At 33.4% G+C, this 16,290-nt stretch carries 16 protein-coding genes; 11 read left to right on the top strand and 5 right to left on the bottom strand.

The window, feature by feature from the left end; genetic code table 11:
* Positions 1-4 precede the first annotated feature (4 nt).
* Entirely contained in the window at positions 5-1,069 is a 1,065-nt protein-coding gene (locus tag SB773_RS17255; RefSeq protein ID WP_088034626.1) for an undecaprenyldiphospho-muramoylpentapeptide beta-N-acetylglucosaminyltransferase, read from the top strand.
* A gap of 107 nt (positions 1,070-1,176) precedes the next feature.
* Here the strand turns inward: SB773_RS17255 and SB773_RS17250 are convergent, their stop codons facing one another.
* A complete protein-coding gene (locus SB773_RS17250; RefSeq protein ID WP_410591088.1) occupies positions 1,177-3,897 on the bottom strand; it encodes a putative bifunctional diguanylate cyclase/phosphodiesterase in 2,721 nt (906 codons plus the stop codon).
* Between the two features lie 426 nt (positions 3,898-4,323).
* Here SB773_RS17250 and SB773_RS17245 point away from each other — a divergent pair, with 426 nt between their 5' ends.
* From SB773_RS17245 to SB773_RS17235, 3 genes are all read left to right on the top strand, one after another.
* Entirely contained in the window at positions 4,324-4,713 is a 390-nt protein-coding gene (locus tag SB773_RS17245; protein ID WP_410591086.1) for a VOC family protein, read from the top strand.
* Between the two features lie 213 nt (positions 4,714-4,926).
* A complete protein-coding gene (locus SB773_RS17240) occupies positions 4,927-5,742 on the top strand; it encodes an alpha/beta fold hydrolase (RefSeq protein ID WP_410591084.1) in 816 nt (271 codons plus the stop codon).
* Between the two features lie 95 nt (positions 5,743-5,837).
* On the top strand, positions 5,838-6,413 hold the full coding sequence (locus tag SB773_RS17235; RefSeq protein WP_131246446.1) for a histidine phosphatase family protein: 576 nt from the start codon (positions 5,838-5,840) through the stop codon (positions 6,411-6,413).
* Between the two features lie 67 nt (positions 6,414-6,480).
* Here SB773_RS17235 and SB773_RS17230 read toward each other — a convergent pair whose 3' ends face one another.
* Positions 6,481-7,125, bottom strand: a complete 645-nt coding sequence (locus tag SB773_RS17230) for a YczE/YyaS/YitT family protein (RefSeq protein WP_002014649.1) — start codon at positions 7,123-7,125, stop codon at positions 6,481-6,483.
* A 182-nt stretch (positions 7,126-7,307) separates the two neighbouring features.
* On the opposite strand from SB773_RS17230, the gene pepT reads away from it, so the two are divergent.
* The 3 genes from pepT (at position 7,308) to SB773_RS17215 (ending at position 10,026) form a co-directional block, all read left to right on the top strand.
* Entirely contained in the window at positions 7,308-8,540 is a 1,233-nt protein-coding gene (pepT, locus tag SB773_RS17225; protein ID WP_113735703.1) for a peptidase T, read from the top strand.
* 101 nt (positions 8,541-8,641) lie between these two features.
* Complete coding sequence (locus SB773_RS17220; RefSeq protein WP_410591081.1) at positions 8,642-9,706, top strand: lactonase family protein; 1,065 nt, start codon at positions 8,642-8,644, stop codon at positions 9,704-9,706.
* A gap of 14 nt (positions 9,707-9,720) precedes the next feature.
* Positions 9,721-10,026 (top strand): hypothetical protein, encoded by a 306-nt coding sequence (locus tag SB773_RS17215; RefSeq protein WP_016362105.1) that lies wholly within the window; start codon positions 9,721-9,723, stop codon positions 10,024-10,026.
* A gap of 12 nt (positions 10,027-10,038) precedes the next feature.
* On the opposite strand, the gene SB773_RS17210 is transcribed toward SB773_RS17215, so the two are convergent.
* From SB773_RS17210 to SB773_RS17200, 3 genes are read right to left on the bottom strand one after another with little or no spacing between them, the layout of a single operon-like run.
* Positions 10,039-10,950 (bottom strand): DNA-3-methyladenine glycosylase 2, encoded by a 912-nt coding sequence (locus tag SB773_RS17210; protein ID WP_410591079.1) that lies wholly within the window; start codon positions 10,948-10,950, stop codon positions 10,039-10,041.
* A 2-nt stretch (positions 10,951-10,952) separates the two neighbouring features.
* Complete coding sequence (locus SB773_RS17205) at positions 10,953-11,477, bottom strand: methylated-DNA--[protein]-cysteine S-methyltransferase (protein ID WP_410591077.1); 525 nt, start codon at positions 11,475-11,477, stop codon at positions 10,953-10,955.
* A gap of 4 nt (positions 11,478-11,481) precedes the next feature.
* Entirely contained in the window at positions 11,482-12,054 is a 573-nt protein-coding gene (locus SB773_RS17200) for a bifunctional transcriptional activator/DNA repair enzyme AdaA (RefSeq protein WP_002014656.1), read from the bottom strand.
* A 154-nt stretch (positions 12,055-12,208) separates the two neighbouring features.
* On the opposite strand from SB773_RS17200, the gene SB773_RS17195 reads away from it, so the two are divergent.
* The 4 genes from SB773_RS17195 to SB773_RS17180 all read left to right on the top strand — a co-directional run bounded on the left by SB773_RS17195 (position 12,209) and on the right by SB773_RS17180 (position 16,286).
* Positions 12,209-12,967, top strand: coding sequence for an exodeoxyribonuclease III (locus SB773_RS17195; RefSeq protein ID WP_410591074.1), 759 nt, complete (start codon positions 12,209-12,211; stop codon positions 12,965-12,967).
* Between the two features lie 303 nt (positions 12,968-13,270).
* Entirely contained in the window at positions 13,271-14,236 is a 966-nt protein-coding gene (locus tag SB773_RS17190; protein ID WP_410591072.1) for an iron-hydroxamate ABC transporter substrate-binding protein, read from the top strand.
* 27 nt (positions 14,237-14,263) lie between these two features.
* The gene (locus SB773_RS17185; RefSeq protein ID WP_002014660.1) at positions 14,264-15,271 is read left to right on the top strand and encodes a FecCD family ABC transporter permease; all 1,008 of its coding nucleotides are present in this window, start codon (positions 14,264-14,266) and stop codon (positions 15,269-15,271) included.
* Positions 15,264-16,286, top strand: a complete 1,023-nt coding sequence (locus SB773_RS17180) for a FecCD family ABC transporter permease (protein ID WP_410591070.1) — start codon at positions 15,264-15,266, stop codon at positions 16,284-16,286. Before SB773_RS17185 ends, SB773_RS17180 begins: the two co-directional genes overlap by 8 nt.
* Positions 16,287-16,290: the final 4 nt, after the last annotated feature.

Here is a 16,290-nt window from a genome sequence, read left to right as displayed (position 1 = left end):
AGCTATGAATAAAACGATTCTCTTTACTGGGGGCGGTACAGCCGGACACGTAATGATTAATATGGTATTGATTCCTAAATTTATGGAAAAAGGATGGGGAGTTGAGTATATTGGATCTCAAAATGGAATTGAAAAAGTATTAGTTCAAAATGTTAAGTACAATAGTATTTCAACGGGGAAGCTCCGGAGATATTGGGATTGGGAGAACTTTAAAGATCCTTTTAAAATTATAAAAGGCTGCTTACAAAGTTATAAATTAATTAAGAAAATAAAGCCTGACGTTATCTTTTCGGCAGGAGGATTTGTTTCAGTTCCTGTAGTAATAGGGGCATGGTTAAATAGTGTACCTATCGTAATACGTGAACCAGATAGCACGTTAGGACTTGCAAATAAAATAGCATTACCTTTTGCTACAAAACTATGCACAACATTCCCTCATACAGGGAAGAATGTAAGTAATGAGAAAAAGGTTTATGTAGGACCAATTGTAAGGGAAGAAATTGAGAGAGGTAACGTATTACGAGGAAGAAGGTATTGTGAATTTCAGCAAGATAAACCGGTATTGTTAATAATGGGTGGGAGTCAAGGTGCTAAGTGGATAAATGATATGGTAAGGAAAAGTTTAGATACATTATTATTAAGTTTTAATATTGTTCATATGTGTGGTAAAGGGAAGGTGGATCCTTCTATCGGAATGGAAGGTTATATGCAATTTGAATATATAGGGGAAGAGTTGCCACATATACTGAATATGGCAAGTGTTGTAGTTTCCAGGGCTGGTTCTACTGCTATTTCTGAATTGTTATTTTTGAAGAAACCGATGTTGCTTATTCCGTTAACTGATGGTTCCAGTAGAGGGGATCAAGTTTTAAATGCTGACTATTTTTCTAGGCAAGGATATGCGGAAGTATTACTTCAAGATAGAATAAGCACCAGTACATTTACAGATGTGGTAAATAAGTTGTATGTAAATAAGGAGAGATATATTCAAAACATGAATGGATATAAGAAAACAAATGATGAGGGAATTCATCAATTAATAGATTTAATAAATGAAGTAGTTAAATAATAAAAAAAGGAAAGAAATTATTTTCTTTCCTTTTTACTATAGTTGTTCAAATTCATTATTACCTATAACGATTACATTCCGTATAGAGTTATATGCATTTTGATTTACTATGGACGAATACCGTTTTCTAACAGCTTAGTAAATGCATTGGCATAAATAGGTTTACTGTAATAGTAACCTTGAATAAACTGACATTTATTTTTTTGAAGGAAATTTACGTGTTCTTTCGTTTCTACGCCTTCAGCAATGACAGACATTCCTAATGTATTTGCTAATGTGATGATTGTTTTAATGATTTCCATTCCATCTTCACACGTTTCAGACATTGTAATAAATTCTCTTGGGATTTTTAACGTATCGATTGGATATAAAGGTAAGTAGGCTAGGGAAGAATAGCCTGTACCAAAGTCGTCGATTGAAATGTGAATCCCTAAACTTTTTAGTGTACGCAGTTTTATCAATGTTTCTCTCTCATCCATCATTGCAATTCGTTCTGTTAATTCTAGATCAAGGGAACTTGCTGGTAAGCCTGTAGTTGCTAAAGTAGAAGAAATAGATTTTACAAAGCCTTCTTGTTCAAATTCTTTAGCAGATAAATTTACCCCTATTTTTAAATGCGAATATCCGAGTGCGTGCCAACGTTTCATTTGCTCACAAGCCTGCTGTAATGTCCATTTTCCTATTGGAATAATTTGTAGTGTTTCTTCTGCAATCGGAATAAACTCGTATGGAGAAGTAACACCTAATTCAGGATGATTCCACCTGATTAAAGCTTCTGCACCGATAATTTTATTAGATTCACTATCAACTTGAGGTTGATACAAAAGGAACAATTCTTCATTTTGTATTGCGTTTGGTAAATCTTTTTCTAATCGTAATCGTCTTTCGATTTTTTTAGCGATTACATCGTCATAAATAGAGACAGAGTTAAGCTCTTTTGCCTTTGCATCATACATTGCAACATTAGCATTTTTCAGAAGTGTAGCGGTATCGATTCCGGAATGTGGATAAATGGAGATACCGATACTCAGTGATAAAGTTAATTTATGCTCATGTATGACAAACGGCTTTTCCATGCTTTCAAATAATTGGTTACATAACTCGAATAAGGAATCTTCGTCAGTATAGTTTTCAATTAAGATTGTAAACTCATCACCACCGATTCTTGACAGATGAGTATGTGATGGAAGACATGATTGGAAACGTTTTGCTACTTCTTCTAATATGTAATCACCTGACGAATGTCCAAGTGTATCGTTAATTACTTTAAAGCGATCTAAATCTAAATATAATAATGCAAACTCACTTTGTGTTGTTTGAGCATTTTTTATAAATTTTCTTAACTTCCTATGGAAAAAGGATCGGTTCCCAATTTTCGTTACAGTATCGTGGAATGCTAAATATTTTATTTCTTCTTGTTGTTTTTTTAGTGCGGTAATATCCTTTACCATAATATAGCTTCCTGAAATTTGTCCATCTATCATAATAGGAACGATGGTAACGTATAAAAAATAAGTAAAGCCATCTTTATATTGAGAACTAAGTTGTAAGGATGCTGATTCTTGTTGTTTAACTTTTTCTAATGCAGATATCAGTTTATGTTTATCTGCATCTAAAATAATAGAAAAACATGTCTCACCAAGTAACTCGTTCGTTGGTGCTCCAAGTAGTATGCTTCCTGCTTTATTTACATTTAAGAATATTCCATTTAAATCAATCGTAAAAATGGGATCAGGATGATATTCATATAATGATTTGAATTTTTGTTGTTTCTGAGATAGGGCCTCTGATTTATGGACTAAATCAGAAGTTCTTAAAGTAACTTTTTCTTCTAGTTGAGCATTAAATACTTGTAAACGTTTTGTTAGGGTGTCGTTTTGCATACGCACAATAGAATGGCGAATAAGTACGAAAACAAAAGCGATACAATTTCCTGTAATGAGAGTTGAAGATGATGTTTGTTCTTTTAACGTAAACCCGATTAGTATTGCAACAGCAAGATAGGGAAATACGACTAAAACTTTCTTTCCTAGTATAGGGTTTACAATGAAATAATTTTTATGGCTATTATCATCTTCTGAAATAGACCCAGCTATTGCGATAAGCAATATAGGTATTCTATATAAAAGACGTAAAAATGTTATAGTGTCAGTTGATAAATGGGTATTTAAGTAAAAATAAATATAGTTAAAAGTTGCAGAACTAATCAATACAAAAATAAAGATATAAATTTTCCGCTTGGACTTAAAAATTGTTGGGCGGAAAAAGAGACTAACACCTAGTAGAAGAAATAATAGATCTGCAATTGGATATAGAAATGAAAGGAAAATATCTCCGAGTGAAAGTGAGAATATATTTAAATTTGGCTGATTAAATAAATACCATTCTAATGTGAATATGGAAGTAAGTACTATACATATATCACAAATAAAGAAAGCTTTTTCCCATTTATTGCATTCTTTTAAAATCTTATAGCAAAAAGCGATAAGGCAGAAGAATAGAAAAAACATGTAAAATACATCAGAAATAGTAAAATGATGTATTGGAAGTTCGAAAAAGGTATCTTGATACGTATATACTACTTTTCCTAATAAAAAACTACCAATTGCAATTGTAATACATATCCAAAAAGGATTTGAACTAACTTTTTTAGAGTATATAGAGTAAATTAGCGATATAAATGTAATGACTTCAACGATGAGTGAAGCGAAGCGTACATTGAAATTTGAAAAATTAGTAGGGAACAGAAAGAAAAACATAAAATAGATTGAATAGCATATTAATGTTGTGATTAATATACATAGCTGTAAATTTTTATTTAATTTCAAAAAGATCACCTTCTTTAAATATGTACTATATTCGTAATATCTATACATAATAATATTACTTAAGGATTGTATCAGATTTCCTTATAAAAAGCATGCTTATAAGGAAAAAAACAAGAGTGCAATAATTCTTGAAAATGAAAAAACACTGGATTTAATGATTTTTAGTGTATCAAGATTTTAGATGGGAATTGTATATTTAGTCATCCAGTATATTTTAAAGGTTTTTTAGTGCTTTGCAAGTGGAGATGCAAATTTGCATATAAAATGATGGGATTTTCTTTCTAGGTGAGTTTTTGATTGTTATAGGCTAGTAAGTAACACCTTTGTATGTATCTATTTTCATACTAATGAGGGATTTCAAAAATGTTTTAAGTATATACAATAAAATATAGTCATTCATTACGTTTTTAGTATGGGAGGAAAAGCATGAAAAATTGGGTGAAGTTTCGAATAGCACGTCCAACAGATAAGTTTGAAGAGGTTATAGCATTCTATGAAAAAGGATTAGGTTTAAAGCGTATAGGTGAATTTTACGGTCATGAAGGTTACGATGGCGTCATGTTTGGACTACCAGATGAAGAATATCATTTAGAATTTACAAGATATATAGATGGGAGCCCATGTCCAGCTCCAACAAAAGATAACTTACTTGTATTTTACATGCGAGAAGATAGTGAAATGAAAAAAGTGAGTAAAAGGCTGCATACAATGGGGTATGGTGAAGTAGAACCAGAAAATCCGTATTGGAAAGAAAAGGGGATAACGATAGAAGATCCGGATAGTTGGAGAATTGTATTGATGAAAATAGAAGAATGAGGCTAGAGAAGTTTCGAATTTTGATAGAGTAAAAGAAAATATAAAAAAGTTTCCTTGGAGGGGATACACTCATAGGGAAGCTTTTTTGTGTTTGTAATCTGAAAATTAAGATTTGAAATTAACTTCTGAAAAGATGTAAAATGAGAACATGTATTCTTTTGAGTTTGAGCGGGTTGTTTTTAAAGGTGAATATAAAAATAGGGAGGTTTTTTTATGATATGCCGGATTAGAGATGCAGAAGTATACTATGAAATCATTGGAGAAGGAAAGCCAGTACTTATCATACATGGGTGTTCTCCTGACCATAGATTAATGAAGAAATGTATGGAAACAGTGTTTCAGAAGTCTAAAGGATATCAACGAATTTATATTGATTTACCTGGAATGGGAAAATCGAATGCCCCAGATTGGATAAATAGTTCAGATTGTATATTAGAACTGTTAACTGCATTTATTGAGAAAATCATCCCAACTAAAGATTTTTTACTAGTAGGAGAGTCTTACGGGGGATATTTAGCTAGCGGGATACTTTCAAAGATGTTTGATAAAGTTAATGGATTATTCTTAGTATGTCCTGTTGTTGTAGCGCAACCAGGAAAAAGACTTCTCCCAGATAAACAGGTAATTGTAAGAGATGAAGAATTTTTAAACACGCTTACTTCAACCGAAAGGGAAGAATTTTGTGAGTTAGCAGTGGTTGCGAATGAGTATACATATAAGCGTTTCAAAGAAGAAATTAAGCCTGGGCTAGATATTGCTAATGATGGGTTTATTGAAAGATTACAAAAGAATTACTCTCTTACTTTGGACTTCCAGCATAAAAAATATGAGAAACCTGTTCTTTTATTAGCTGGAAGACAAGATATATCGGTAGGTTATCAAGATATTGTAGGAATCATTGAAGATTATCCAAGAGCAACATTAGCGGTATTAGATATGGCGGGACATAATTTACAAATCGAACAGCCTGAATTATTTGAGAGTTTAGTTTCGGAGTGGGTTAGACGAACTGCTCAGCAAAGTTCATAAAAAAAGAATAAATTAATATTTTGATTGTATTCAAGTTTTGATACGGAAAAGATTAAAGTAAGTAATTAACTTATAAATATTTTCAAGGAGGAATTATGAATACATATATCTATATGGTTAGGCATGGTGAATCACCAAAATTAGAAGGAGATGAAAGAACACGTGGATTAACTGAGAAGGGAATTTTAGATGCTCAAAGAGTAACTGAGATATTAGAAACAGAGGGAATTGATACTTTCATTTCAAGTCCGTATAAGAGGGCTATGTTAACGATAGAAAAGTCAGCGAATCTCCATGAAAAAGAAATATTAGTATATGAAAATCTTAAAGAGTGTAAGTTTTCAAATGAAGATAAAATTATATCGGATAAGGAAGTGTACCCACTTGTAAAGGAGATGTTTTTTAATCCAGAATATGCACTGACAAATGGAGAGCCATATGCGGATTGTCAGAGAAGAGTAGTGAGAGCGTTAAAAGAAATATTAATGAATTTTCAAGGACATAAAATTGTAGTTGGTACACATGGGCTTGTAATGACACTAATGATGAACTATTTTGATAACCAATATGGGCTTGAATTTTTAATGAATACATCAAAACCAGACGTATATAAGCTAGAATTTAAAGACGAGCAATTAATGAATGTAGAGAGATTATGGAGAGAAGAATGAAATGGGGTATATGGAGTGTGTTTTAAAAATTACTTTTAAAACACACTCTTTTGCATTAAGTTGAGTTTTAAATATTTTCACTAATACGTTCTTTGTTTTTGTTATTTAAAGTATGTAAGAGTTTTTGAAATACCTTAAATGAATGCTGGAATATTGGACTTTGAATAAAAGTGTATAGAAAAGTTACGATAAAAACAGGACCTCCTAGCATGAATCCAATGACTAGTACAAAGCATTCTACAATGATTCGAGCCCGGCTAATAGATAACCCAGTTTTGTCAGAAATGGTAAGCATGAATCCATCGCGGGGTCCAGCACCAATGCCAGCCGCAACGTACATGCCGCCCCCAATTCCTGTAATTGCAATACCAGAAAATAAAATGAGTAAGTTTATCCATAAATAATCACTAGCGTTTGGAAGGATTTTTGATTGTAAGAAAAAGTCCATAATAGGACCGATAAGTAGTGCATTTAAAAATGTGCCCACGTTTATATATTTTCGATCTACTAGTAAAGAGATAAGAACGAGACATAATCCACATATGACACTCCAAGTACCAATTGTCCACCCAAACCGTTGGTAGAGAGCCATATTTAAAACTTCCCAAGGGTGTAAACCGAGGAATTTAACTTTGACTGCGAGAGCATTTCCAAGTCCAAAAAAAATTAATCCTAGGAAAAAAAGAAAATAGCGAAAGAGAGTTAGCCTCATCTTTAAAACCTCCCAATATATAATGATGTATATTACATGTTTGAATTTCAATGTACAAATATTATGTCTTTTTATGATTTATTAAAAATGTAAATGGATATATATTTCCACAGTCAAAAAAGTTAAAATATTTCGTTATAAGGATTATAATAGAGAGAGAACTATAAAAGGAGTGAACGAATTTGAAACAAGAACTTATTGAAAGATTTACGAGATATGTAAAGATTGATACACAATCAAATGAAGAAAGTCATACAGTGCCTACAACACCAGGGCAAATTGAGTTTGGTAAGTTATTAGTGGAAGAGTTGAAAGAGATTGGGTTATCAGAAGTGACGATGGATGAAAATGGTTACGTAATGGCAACACTGCCTGCTAATACAGATAAGGATGTTCCTGTAATCGGCTTTTTAGCTCATTTAGACACAGCAACAGATTTTACAGGGAAAAACGTAAAACCACAAATTCATGAAAATTTTGATGGTAATGCGATTACGTTAAATGAAGAATTAAATGTTGTGTTAACACCTGAACAGTTCCCGGAATTACCATCATATAAAGGACATACAATTATTACAACTGATGGTACAACACTTCTTGGAGCAGATGATAAAGCTGGTCTTACAGAAATCATGGTCGCAATGAATTATTTAATACATAATCCGCAAATTAAGCATGGAAAAATAAGAGTAGCATTTACACCAGATGAAGAGATTGGTCGTGGGCCAGCTCATTTTGATGTAGAAGCGTTTGGTGCATCGTTTGCTTATACGATGGACGGAGGTCCATTAGGTGGTTTAGAATATGAGAGTTTTAACGCTGCAAGCGCCAAATTAACTTTTAGAGGGACAAATACACATCCTGGAACAGCGAAAAACAAAATGCGTAACGCAAGTAAACTCGCTATGGAATTCGATAGACAGTTGCCAGTAGAAGAGGCGCCAGAATATACAGAGGGATATGAAGGGTTTTATCATTTACTCTCTTTAAATGGTGATGTCGAGCAAAGTAAAGCTTACTATATTATTCGAGATTTTGATCGTAATCATTTTGAAGCGCGTAAAAATAACATTAAAGATATTGTGAAAAACATGCAAGAGAAGTACGGTGAAGATGCGATTGTTTTAGAGATGAATGATCAGTACTATAACATGCTTGAAAAAATTGAACCAGTGCGAGAAATTGTTGATATTGCATATGAAGCGATGAAAAGTTTAAATATCGAACCGAACATCCATCCAATTCGTGGTGGAACAGATGGATCACAATTATCGTATATGGGATTACCAACGCCAAATATTTTCACTGGTGGTGAAAACTATCACGGTAAATTTGAGTATGTTTCGGTAGATACTATGGAAAAAGCTGTTCAAGTAATTGTAGAAATCGCAAGACGATTTGAAGAACAAGCTTAAAAAGAGAACCAAGTAGTAATGAAGTGCTACTCGGTTCTTTTCTATAGTAAAAAATACAAAGTGAAACTTGTTACAAGACGTTTGTAAAAGGGGGAAATGTTATGAGTGAAAATCAGTTTCATGGTTATATAGGGACATATACCGAAGCAGAGAGTAAGGGGATTTATAAATTTATACTTGATACGAACATCGGAGAACTTAAAGGGATTGAATTAGCAGCTCATATAGGAAGTCCGACATATGTAACGATTAGTCATAACAACGAGTACCTTTATTCTGTTGCGAAAGATAATGGGTTAGGTGGAATTGCTAGTTTTTCCATTCATAATAAATCCGGTAATCTAAATTCGATTAACATGCAAGTTTTAGAAGGGGTATCGCCGTGCTATGTAAGTGTGAATCAGGAGAATAGTATAGTAGTAGCAGCTAATTATCATAAAGGAACAGTAGAGTCCTATTTAGTGAAAAAGGATAATGGAAGTTTAAATGCTGCTACGGTAATTGTAGAACATAAAGGGTCAGGACCAAATAAGGAAAGGCAAGAAAAGGCACATGCTCATTATATGGATTTTACTCCTGATGAAAAATATGTAGTAGCAGTTGATTTAGGAATAGACAAGGTGATTACATATAAAGAAAGTGATGGAGAACTAATAGAAGTTACACGGTTATCTGTAAAACATGGTAGTGGTCCAAGGCATCTTATATTTCATCCAAGTGGGCAGTATGCATATGTTATGACAGAATTAAGTTCAGAGATTATTGTACTTCAATATGATGCAAAGAGTGGCAGTTTTAAAGAAAAACAATACATTTCTACATTACCTGAAGATTTTAGAAAAGATAGTTACGGAAGTGCAATTCACATTTCTTCTGATGGCAAGTTTGTTTACGCAGCAAATAGGGGACATAATAGTATCGCGGTTTTCCGAGTGAATGAGCACAATGGAGAGCTCGCTTTTATTGAAACAGTATCGACAGAAGGGGATTGGCCACGTGATTTTTCTTTAGATCCGACAGGGAAATTTTTAATTGCTGCGAATGAAAAATCTAATACATTGACTTTATTCTCTAGAAATGAATTAACGGGGAAATTAGTGCTCTTACAGGATGGAATAAGTGCGCCAGAACCGGTATGTGTGAAGTTTTTGCATGTGAAAAAGTAGATAGGAGAACATTTATGAATTTCAAAGATTATAAGGTCTGTCATATATATGGACAACAAATGTGGCATGATCAAGCTATTATTATTGGAAATAAAGAAGGGTTAGAGCAATTAAGGGATATGATTGATTTGGCAATAAACGAAAATCAAAGTGAAGAAGTTTTCTTTCCAGTTGATTTCGAAGGATATACTTTAAAAGTCATGTGTGTAGAAGACGATGAGAAGTTAGAACACTTATCTTTACCATATCATGATGAAAACTATTATACAAAAAGCGATGATGAAATATCGCCTGAAAATATATTAAAAAAAAGCACTTAAAAATGCTTTTTTTTAATATAGAACTCGCCACAAATAAAAAGTTGCGTAAGACTCCCAATGTATCCAATTTACTGCAAATTCTTTTATTTCATTTTTAGTCGGTTTCTTTTCGGAACCTGTTATAAATTTAATTGCATTATGCAAACCAACATCATCAATTGGAAAAGCTGAAGGGAATCGTAAACAACGCATCAAAACATAGTGAGCTGTCCATGGCCCTATACCGCGAATGCTAGTTAATTGTTTTTCAGCTTGCTTCACATCTTGTATTTGTAATAGAGATTCTTTTGATAATTTACCTTCTGTAATGAGCTGCGCGACGTCAATTAAGTATTCGCACTTTCTTGTAGTCATTTTTAATGTTGCGAGATCTTCTACATCTAAATTTGCTATTACTTCAGGTGATGGGAATATCCAATGTTTTCTACCGTTCCAATCTACATAATCGCCAAAATTTTCGACTAATCTTCTTTTTAGAGTATAGGCATATGTGAGGTTGATTTGTTGACCTAGAATCCCCCAGCATAGTGCTTCAAATAAATCCGGAATTCCCAAAGTACGAAGACCGTAAAATTCTTTAATGGGTTTTTGAAGGAGTGGGTCGTGTTTAGCTAATTTATAGAAGGGAGCTAAATCAGTAGTTAAATCAAACCACTCTTTTACATAGTTAGATACGGCATCGTGTGCCCATTTTTCAGAGACATATGATTCTCCTAAAAAACGTATTTGAATATTACTATCGGCATTCAAACCAATTTCAACTAATGGATTTATGTTTTGAACAGGAATGACTTTATAGATTTTATTGTTTTCAATATGAAACATACATTCATTTTTAGAACGCGATAGATAGCGTAAGTTTTCTTGAAAACTAAATTCTTTTGGAACGACTAAAGACAATATTTCATTACAATCCTCTGTCATATTTACTCCTCCCGAAGCGCTTCTAATTTGAGCAATTCTTTTTTCATTGCTAAACCACCTCTAAAACCGGTAAGTTTACCATTTTTCCCAATAACGCGGTGACAAGGAATAGTGATAAGCAGAGGATTTGCCCCAACGGCAGTCCCAACTGCACGTACAGCGTTAGGTTTTTGAATTCTTTCCGCAATCTCTGAATAAGAATGTGTCTCCCTATAAGGAATTTCACGTACCGTATTCCAAACAGCTAATTGAAATGCAGTTCCGTAAACATCGATAGGAATTGTAAAGGTTTCTAGTTTGGTTTCCAAATACTCGATAAGTTCTTTTGTATATGTTTGCAGATAATCTGGATTTTGGATGAATGTATGTTGTGGCAGTTTTTTGCTAGCCCACGTATTTAGTTCTTCAAAAGTTTCATTTTGCGATCCGATGAAGCATAATCCATTTGAAGTAGCTGCAATATGCATACGCCAATGTTTATGAATAAGCAATGTCCAATATATAGTTTTATTTTCATATGGTTTCATTATTTCATACCTCTTTTATTCCGTTCTTTTTTCGATATTCAGTAGGGGTAAATCCTGTCTTCTTTTTAAATAAAGTCGCGAAATACTCCGGATTTTCTATCCCGACATCAGTACTAATTTCCATAATGGATTGATTTGTATGTGAAAGGTATTCTGTCGCTTTTTTAATTCTGAATTGCTGTATATATTCTATTGGACTAATCCCTACAATTTTCTTGAAAGTGCGTTGTAGATGATAAGGGCTACCATGGCATATTTCTGCGAGTAAGTCGAGGGTTAGCACGTCACAATAATGTTTTTGGATATATTCTTTAATTTGCTCTACCCATTCTTCATTAGGTAAAGTTAGCCCGTTTGGTTTACAACGTTTACACGGACGAAAATTTTCATGTAATGCTTGCTCTGCCTTAAGAAAAATACGTACATTGTTTTTATTCGGTATTCTCGATTTACATGATGGTCGGCAAAAAATACCGGTTGATTTTACAGCGTAAAAGAATTTGTCATCATATGTGGAGTCATTATGAATAATTGCTTGCCAATACTCATTTGTTACTGTGAACTCTTCATTATGCACAGAACATCACCTCTGGCATTAGTATAACCTGAATAAAGTACGTATGTACGTATTTACGAATGTAAGAGCAAGATTACAAAGATGAAACTATGATAGGGTATCTATTTTGTGTTAGCATGAAAATTGAAAATGCACATCAAGAGGAGGAACATAGATGAAGTTGATTTCATGGAATGTAAATGGTTTGCGAGCAGTTATTGCAAAAGGTGGATTTTTAGAATATCTAGAAGAATCCAATGCAGATATATTTTGTTTACAAGAGATTAAATTACAAAGTGGACAAATTGATTTAAATTTAGATGGATATTATACATATTGGAATTATGCTGTGAAAAAAGGATATTCAGGAACGGCTATTTTTACAAAAAAAGAACCGCTTTCTGTTACATACGGATTAGGAATTGAGGAACATGATCAAGAAGGACGAGTCATTACTTTAGAATTTGAAGATTTTTATATGATAACGTTATATACACCAAACTCCAAACGTGGATTAGAACGCTTAGATTACAGAATGAAATGGGAAGATGATTTCAGGGCCTATATTAAACGATTAAATGAAAAGAAATCAGTTGTTTTTTGCGGAGATTTAAACGTCGCACATAAAGAAATAGATTTAAAAAATCCAAAAAGTAACCGTAAAAACCCTGGATTCTCTGATGAGGAGAGGGAGAAGTTTACACGTACTTTAGAAGAAGGATTTGTTGATACGTATCGCTACCTTTATCCTGATCAGGAAGGAGCATATTCGTGGTGGTCGTATCGTATGGGAGCGAGAGCAAAAAATATTGGATGGCGTTTAGATTATTTTGTTGTCTCGGAAAGAATGAAAGACAAAATAACAGAGGCGAAAATTATCAGTGAAATAATGGGATCAGACCATTGTCCAGTTGAATTACATATAAATTTCTAAAAAAAGAAGTATCTCGCTAATAATAGGCGGATACTTCTTTTTAATTCAGTTTGTTAAAATTTTTCAAATCATTCTTGAAATAATTGCATATTAAATATATACTTAGTAACGATAATCATTATCAGTGAAAAAGGTTATCGATGGATGAAGTGTAAAAGAATTATAGTTTAGGGGAAGTGAATGAGAATGAGTTCCGGATAAAATTATTAATCTAATGAAATATATGTTTGGGACAAGTTTCATGTAGTTAAGTTTTCATATAAAAATAATCTATTTACAAGTTTTGAGAGGAGATATATATAGATGAACAAGAAGTTATTTACATTAGGGATGGTTACAGTTTTAAGTGTAGGTTTAGCAGCATGTAATAGTACGGATAAAACTTCAGGGGAACAAAAGCAACAGACAAAAGCTACGGAAACAAAAAAAGATGAAAAACGAAAAATTACATATTTAGGTAAAGAATACACAGTACCAGCAAAAGTAGATAAAATTGCGACAGCTAGTTTAGAGTCAATGGAAGATGCAGCAGTACTTGGAATTAAACCAGTCGGTGCAATTACTGTAGGTGGTAAATTACCAAAGTATCTTGAAAAAGAATTAGAGGGTGCAAAATCTGTGGGTGAAAAAATGCAACCTAATTTTGAAACATTACTTCAATTAAAACCGGATGTTATTACATCTAGTACGAAATTCCCAGCAGAAACAGCTGAAAAGTTTACGAAAGTAGCTCCGACGTTCCCGGTATCACACGTTTCAACAGATTGGGAAGATAACTTAAAGTTAATGGGAGAATTAACTGGTAAAAAAGATAAAGCAGAAAAAATTATTAAAGATTACAATGCGGACGCTGAAAAAGCAAAAGCAAAATTAGGAGATAAGTTAAAAGACAAAAAAGTACTTGTAATTAGACTAAGAGCAAATGAATTATTCCTATATCCAGAAGGAGTATACTTCAATCCTGTAATTTATAAAGATCTTGGACTAACTGCTCCAGAACAACTTAAAACTGTAAAAGCACAAGAGAAAATTTCATTTGAAAAACTTGCTGAACTTAACCCAGATTATGTTTTCTTACAATATGAGGCAAGTGAAAATAAAAACCCGAAAGTGCTAGAAGAAATTGAAAGCAATCCAATTTGGCAAAGTATGAATGCTGCGAAAGAAAAGAAAGTATTTGTAAACGTTGTAGATCCAATGGCCCAAGGTGGCACAGCTTGGAGTAAAACAGCATTCTTAAAAGAAGCAGTGAAAAAATTATCTAAATAATACAATAAGTAAGGTGCGTTGAATGATATGCAGAAAACGAATGCGGTACCAGTAACCATTTTATGTATAGCACCCATATTGATTTTATTTACAGTTATACTTTCTGTTTTATATGGGGCGAAAAACATTGATGCTGAAACAGTGTGGAATGCTTTATTTCATTTTGATTCAAGCGATGTAAATCATAATATTATTATTACTTCACGTTTACCAAGGGTAGTTGCAGCTCTTTTAGTCGGAGCATTTCTAGCCATATCAGGAGCACTTATGCAGGGGATGACAAGAAACTATCTTGCATCCCCTTCTATTATGGGTGTGACGGATGGTGCAGCCTTTGTTATTACACTTTGTATGATTTTTCTTCCGGGAATGTCATCGATTGGTATGGTTTTATGTTCAATGATTGGCTCTGCACTAGGAGCCGGTATAGTGTTTGGTTTTGGCTCACTCCTTCAAAATGGCTTATCCCCTGTTAGATTAGCAATTATAGGGACAGTTATTGGAACATTTTTAAGTAGTGTATCGGCTGCGATGGCTTCATATTTCCAAATTTCTCAAAATGTTAGTTTTTGGTTTAATGCAAAGTTAGATCAAGTGGACCCTAATATCATTAAAATCACGATACCATTTGGGATAATTGGTATAATTTTAGCACTATTAATATCAAAATCTATTACCATTCTTTCTTTAGGAGAAGAAGTTTCTATTAATCTAGGTCAGCGTACAAAACTAGTTAAAGCGATGGCAATTTTATCAGTTATTTTTTTAACAGGAACAGCAGTTGCTTTAGTGGGGAAAGTTGGTTTTGTAGGTTTAATTATTCCACACATTACGCGCTTTATAATTGGGGTAGATTATAAGTGGATTTTGCCTTGCGCAGGCGTTATTGGTGGAGTTTTCTTAGCATTATGTGACATTTTAAGTAGATTTGTAAACTATCCATTTGAAACACCAATTGGAGTCGTTACTTCCTTAATTGGAATTCCTTTCTTCCTTTATTTAATCCGTACAAGAGGAGGAGAGAGACATGCTTAAAAGTTCAAGTCAACGTTTTGGAATGATAATGGGGATTAGTATATTTTTAATATTATGTGCTATTTATATTAGTTTAACGAATGGTACGTTTGATATTACGATTACAGATGTATTTAAAACACTCTTTAGAATAGATCCAGTACCAGACCATGATTTAGTTATTTTTGAGTTTCGCCTTCCGCGCATTATAATTGCTGGATTAGTAGGATTAGGCCTCGGTGTTGCGGGTGCTGTAATTCAAGGGATTACGAGAAATGGATTGGCGGACCCAGGTATTTTAGGAGTGAATGCCGGAGCAGGTACAGCCATCGTAATTTTCATGTTCTTCTTTCAAGGGCAATTAAAGAGCACAGACTGGATTTCTATTATGATGATGCCGATGTTTGGTTTAGTCGGTGGGCTAGGAGCCGCTATAATAATTTATCTGTTTTCTTGGAAAAACGGTAAGTTAGACTCGCAACGTCTTTTATTAACAGGGATTGCAATTGGATCTGGATTTGGAGCGTTTTCTATGTATTTATCGCTCAAAATGAAGTCAACTGATTTCGAGATGGCTGCAGTTTGGGTGTCTGGAAGCATATATAGTGCAAACTGGAAGTATATTGTTGCTATGTTACCGTGGCTTATCATTTTAATTCCACTTATACAAAAGAAAGCTTATTTATTAGATTTATTTCAATTGGAAGAAACGAGTATTACAAGTTTAGGTGTTGCAGTAGAACGAGAGAAATCCATTTTACTATTAAGTAGTATCGGACTTGTGAGTGCATGTGTTGCTGTTTCAGGAAGTATTGGTTTCATTGGATTAATGGCACCGCATATAGCGAAAAGGCTCGTCGGTATTCAGCATAAATATATAATTCCTACGTGTGGAGTAATCGGAATGTTCCTTGTAATAGCTTCAGACTTTATTGCAAAAACAGTTTTCACCCCTGTAGAGTTACCTGTTGGGATCGTTATTTCTATTGTCGGTGTACCGTATTTCTTATATTTACTTTATAAGGCGAAAGCGTAAGAGG

The organism is Bacillus sp. SIMBA_074 (assembly GCF_046534555.1).
GTDB lineage: Bacteria > Bacillota > Bacilli > Bacillales > Bacillaceae_G > Bacillus_A > Bacillus_A mycoides.
This window is presented reverse-complemented; position numbering and strand designations above follow the sequence as displayed.

Excerpts from the sequence above, each read along its gene's own strand:
- SB773_RS17255 (WP_088034626.1), top strand. The coding sequence starts at position 5 with ATGAATAAAACGATTCTCTTTACTGGGGGCGGTACAGCCGGACACGTA.
- SB773_RS17245 (WP_410591086.1), top strand. The coding sequence starts at position 4,324 with ATGAAAAATTGGGTGAAGTTTCGAATAGCACGTCCAACAGATAAGTTT.
- SB773_RS17240 (WP_410591084.1), top strand. The coding sequence starts at position 4,927 with ATGATATGCCGGATTAGAGATGCAGAAGTATACTATGAAATCATTGGA.
- SB773_RS17235 (WP_131246446.1), top strand. The coding sequence starts at position 5,838 with ATGAATACATATATCTATATGGTTAGGCATGGTGAATCACCAAAATTA.
- SB773_RS17230 (WP_002014649.1), bottom strand. The coding sequence starts at position 7,125 with ATGAGGCTAACTCTCTTTCGCTATTTTCTTTTTTTCCTAGGATTAATT.
- SB773_RS17220 (WP_410591081.1), top strand. The coding sequence starts at position 8,642 with ATGAGTGAAAATCAGTTTCATGGTTATATAGGGACATATACCGAAGCA.
- SB773_RS17215 (WP_016362105.1), top strand. The coding sequence starts at position 9,721 with ATGAATTTCAAAGATTATAAGGTCTGTCATATATATGGACAACAAATG.
- SB773_RS17210 (WP_410591079.1), bottom strand. The coding sequence starts at position 10,950 with ATGACAGAGGATTGTAATGAAATATTGTCTTTAGTCGTTCCAAAAGAA.
- SB773_RS17205 (WP_410591077.1), bottom strand. The coding sequence starts at position 11,477 with ATGAAACCATATGAAAATAAAACTATATATTGGACATTGCTTATTCAT.
- SB773_RS17195 (WP_410591074.1), top strand. The coding sequence starts at position 12,209 with ATGAAGTTGATTTCATGGAATGTAAATGGTTTGCGAGCAGTTATTGCA.
- SB773_RS17190 (WP_410591072.1), top strand. The coding sequence starts at position 13,271 with ATGAACAAGAAGTTATTTACATTAGGGATGGTTACAGTTTTAAGTGTA.
- SB773_RS17185 (WP_002014660.1), top strand. The coding sequence starts at position 14,264 with ATGCAGAAAACGAATGCGGTACCAGTAACCATTTTATGTATAGCACCC.
- SB773_RS17180 (WP_410591070.1), top strand. The coding sequence starts at position 15,264 with ATGCTTAAAAGTTCAAGTCAACGTTTTGGAATGATAATGGGGATTAGT.